Below are 3,128 nucleotides of genomic sequence, written 5' to 3'. Positions count from 1 at the left end.
CTGGGCCGCGCGGCGTACCGTCGGCCATGGTGCCGACCGGAACGCCGGAGGCGTCCTTGACGCCGCTCCAGAACGCACCGCAGGCAGCGCCCAGGTTGTATTCGTGCAGCAGCGTGGCGCCGCGCCAGCCGGTGGCGGCGTCGTGCAGATGGTGCCGCTGCTCGTGGCCGTGCGCCGTCAGCAGCAGCACGTTCGGGAAATCCGCCAGCAGCGCGAACAGCCGCTCACGGTCGCGCGGGCGGAACGATTCACGTCCGGGCCTGGGTTCGAAGAACGGGATATGCGCCGCCAGCACCAGCCGGCGATCGCGCGGCAGCGTCGGCAGGTACGCGGCCAGGAACGCGAACTGGTCCTCGCGCAGTCCACCCACGTAGTCGGGCTGGCGGCCGGGCTGGTAAACCACGTTGTCCAGGGCGATGAAGCTGGCTTCGTGCTCTTCCCAGGCGAAGGTATCGGGGCCGTAGGTGTTGCGGAAACTCAGCAGCGAATCCTCGTCGCGCGCGGCGTCAAAATCCAGGTCGTGGTTGCCGGCCACGTGCAGCCACGGCAATCCCAGCCGCGCCGTGGCGCGATTCATGGCCGGATAAAGCGACAGGTCGTCATGCACCACGTCGCCCAGCGTCAGGCCCAGGTGGCCGGCTTTGGCGGCCAGGTAGAGTGGCCCGGCGCCAGCGGCTGAGGGCGCCGCATAGCGGTCCAGCATGCCCTGCACGATGCTGCGCTCGTAGTAGCCCACCTCGGTGGCCGTGCGCGGCTGCGGGTCGCCCAACACCAGCGCCCGCAGCGTGCCGGGTGCGCGGGGGTCGCGCACCAGCGCGAAATCACGGCATGCGGTGGACGACTCGGTGATGCCGCCGAACCTGAGCAAGGGCGGCTGCCCGGGCGGCAGGTTGCGCCAGAACGCAGGCAGCCCGTCCCCGCCGGTCGCCACGCGCCAGCCAGCGGGCTTGATCACAAAGACGGTGCTGCCGGGGGCTGCGGGGAGCGAGTACTCACCGCTGGCAGCGCTGCGCACGATGCGCCTGCCGTCGGAAACCGCCACGCCGGCCACGCCCGGTTCGGCCGCACCGCGGCGGCCATCGCCGTCCAGGTCGTTGAACACCACGCCGCGCGGGCACAGCGTGGCGTTCGCCGCCACGGGCGCGGCTAGCAGGGCAACGACCATCAACGAGGCAAGGCGCATGCGCGTTCCCGGAGCGAAAACGAGATTATGCCGGGTAAGCCCTGCGCTCAGCGGCTGGCGGCGGCGTGCCTGGATTGCAGGATGGCGACCACGTCATTCCAGCCCAGGCCGCGGGAGCGCAGCAAAACCGTGAGGTGGAAGGCCAGGTCGGCCGCTTCGCCCAGCAGCGCGTTGTCGTCCTCGGCCACCGCGGCCAGCGCGGTTTCCACGCCCTCTTCGCCCACTTTCTGGGCGATGCGGCGCACGCCGCCTTCGAACAGGCGCGTGGTGTAGCTGCCTTCCGGGCGCAGGCGTTCGCGCGTGGCCACCAGCGCATCCAGTTCGGCCAGGAAGTCCACGGGCGCGCCCGGGAAGCAGCTCTTGCGGCCCAGGTGGCAGGTGTTGCCGCGCGGGGTGGCCTGCACCAGCAGCGTGTCGGAATCGCAGTCGGCCTCCAGCGACACCAGCTCCAGGATGTCCCCGCTGGTTTCGCCCTTCATCCACAGCCGCTGCTTGCTGCGGCTGAAGAAGGTCACGCGGCCGGTGGCCAAGGTGGCGTCCAGCGCGGCGCGGTCCATGTAGCCCAGCATCAGCACGCGGCGGTTGGCCGCATCCTGCACGATGGCGGGCAGCAGGCCACCCTGTTTTTCCCAGGCCAGGGCCTGGATTTGTTCAGGCGACATCGCGCACCTCGATGCCCTGCGCGCGCAGGGTGGCTTTGAGTTCGGGGATCCGGACGGCGCCGGAATGGAAGACCGTGGCGGCCAGCGCCGCATCCACGTCGGCGTCCTGGAACACCGTGGCGAAGTGTTCGGCCGTGCCGGCGCCGCCCGAGGCCACCAGCGGCACCCGGCACAGCGCGCGCACGGCGCGCAGCTGCTCCAGGTCGTAGCCGGTGCGCACGCCGTCATTGCCCATGCAGTTGAGCACGATCTCGCCGGCGCCGCGCTGCTGCGCCTCCACCACCCAGTCCAGGGTTCGCCGCGAAAGCGCCCGCGTCTTGTCCGGGTCGCCGGTGTGGGAGCGCACGCGCCATTGGCCGTCTTCGTCGCGCAGGCTGTCCACGCCCACCACCACGCACTGCACGCCGAACTCGGCCGCCAGTTCATTGATCAGCCCGGGCCGCTCGAGCGCCGGCGTGTTCACCGACACCTTGTCGGCGCCGGCGTGCAGCACAGCGCGCGCCTGTTCAACCGTGCGGATGCCGCCGGCCACGCAGAAGGGAATGTCGATGATGCGCGCCACGCGCTCCACCCAGGCCACGTCCACCCCGCGCCCCTCGGGGCTGGCGGTGATGTCGTAGAACACCAGTTCGTCGGCGCCTTCGTCGCGATAGCGCAGCGCCAGGTCCTCGATCGCGCCCATCACCACGTGGTCGCGGAAGCGCACGCCCTTCACCACTTGCCCGTGCTTGACGTCCAGGCACGGAATCAGCCGCCGGCTCAGCATGGCGACTGCTCCGCGATCACGTCGGCCAGGCTGAACTTTCCGTCCAGCAGCGCCTTGCCCAGCACGATGCCGCTGCAGCCGGCGCGCCGGGCCTCGGCCACGTCGCCGGCGGCGCTCACGCCGCCCGAGGCCTGCACGGCCAGGCGCGGGAAGCGCTGGCACAGGTAGCGATACAGGTCCAGGTTGGGCCCCGACAGCATGCCGTCGCGGCTGATGTCGGTGCACAGCAGGTGGCGCAGGCCGACCTCGGCGTAGGCCGCCGCCAGCACGTCCAGCTCCTTGCCGCCGTTCTCGGTCCAGCCGTGCACCGGCAGGCGCCAGCGGCCTTCTTCGTCACGGCGCGTGTCCAGCGCGATGGTCATGCGCTCGGCGCCGAAGCGGGCGATCCACGACGCCACGCGGCCGGGCTCGCGCACCGCCAGCGAGCCCACCACCCCGCGGTCGGCGCCGGCCGCCCGCCGGGCCTCGACGTCTTTGTAGCTGCGCACCCCCCCCCCGGGCAGCACCATGAGCCGCG

4 protein-coding genes are annotated in these 3,128 nt (G+C 71.5%); all 4 read right to left on the bottom strand.

From position 1 onward, the window contains the following. On the bottom strand, nt 1-1,183 hold a 1,183-nt coding region (locus K0M70_RS06475; protein ID WP_290780794.1), incomplete at its 3' end, for a metallophosphoesterase N-terminal domain-containing protein. A gap of 47 nt (nt 1,184-1,230) precedes the next feature. Beyond that, nucleotides 1,231-1,845 carry a bifunctional phosphoribosyl-AMP cyclohydrolase/phosphoribosyl-ATP diphosphatase HisIE gene (gene hisIE, locus K0M70_RS06470; protein ID WP_290780793.1) on the bottom strand — a complete coding sequence of 205 codons (615 nt, stop codon included), beginning with the start codon at nt 1,843-1,845 and terminating at the stop codon, nt 1,231-1,233. After that, nucleotides 1,835-2,611, bottom strand: coding sequence for an imidazole glycerol phosphate synthase subunit HisF (hisF, locus tag K0M70_RS06465; protein ID WP_290780792.1), 777 nt, complete (start codon nt 2,609-2,611; stop codon nt 1,835-1,837). Before hisF ends, hisIE begins: the two co-directional genes overlap by 11 nt. Further along, the coding region (locus K0M70_RS06460; RefSeq protein ID WP_290780791.1) for a HisA/HisF-related TIM barrel protein at nt 2,605-3,128 on the bottom strand (524 nt) is incomplete at its 5' end. The genes K0M70_RS06460 and hisF, both read right to left, overlap by 7 nt.

Origin of the sequence: Arenimonas sp., from assembly GCF_019459675.1 — a bacterium.
Lineage (GTDB): Bacteria > Pseudomonadota > Gammaproteobacteria > Xanthomonadales > Xanthomonadaceae > Arenimonas.
This window is presented reverse-complemented; position numbering and strand designations above follow the sequence as displayed.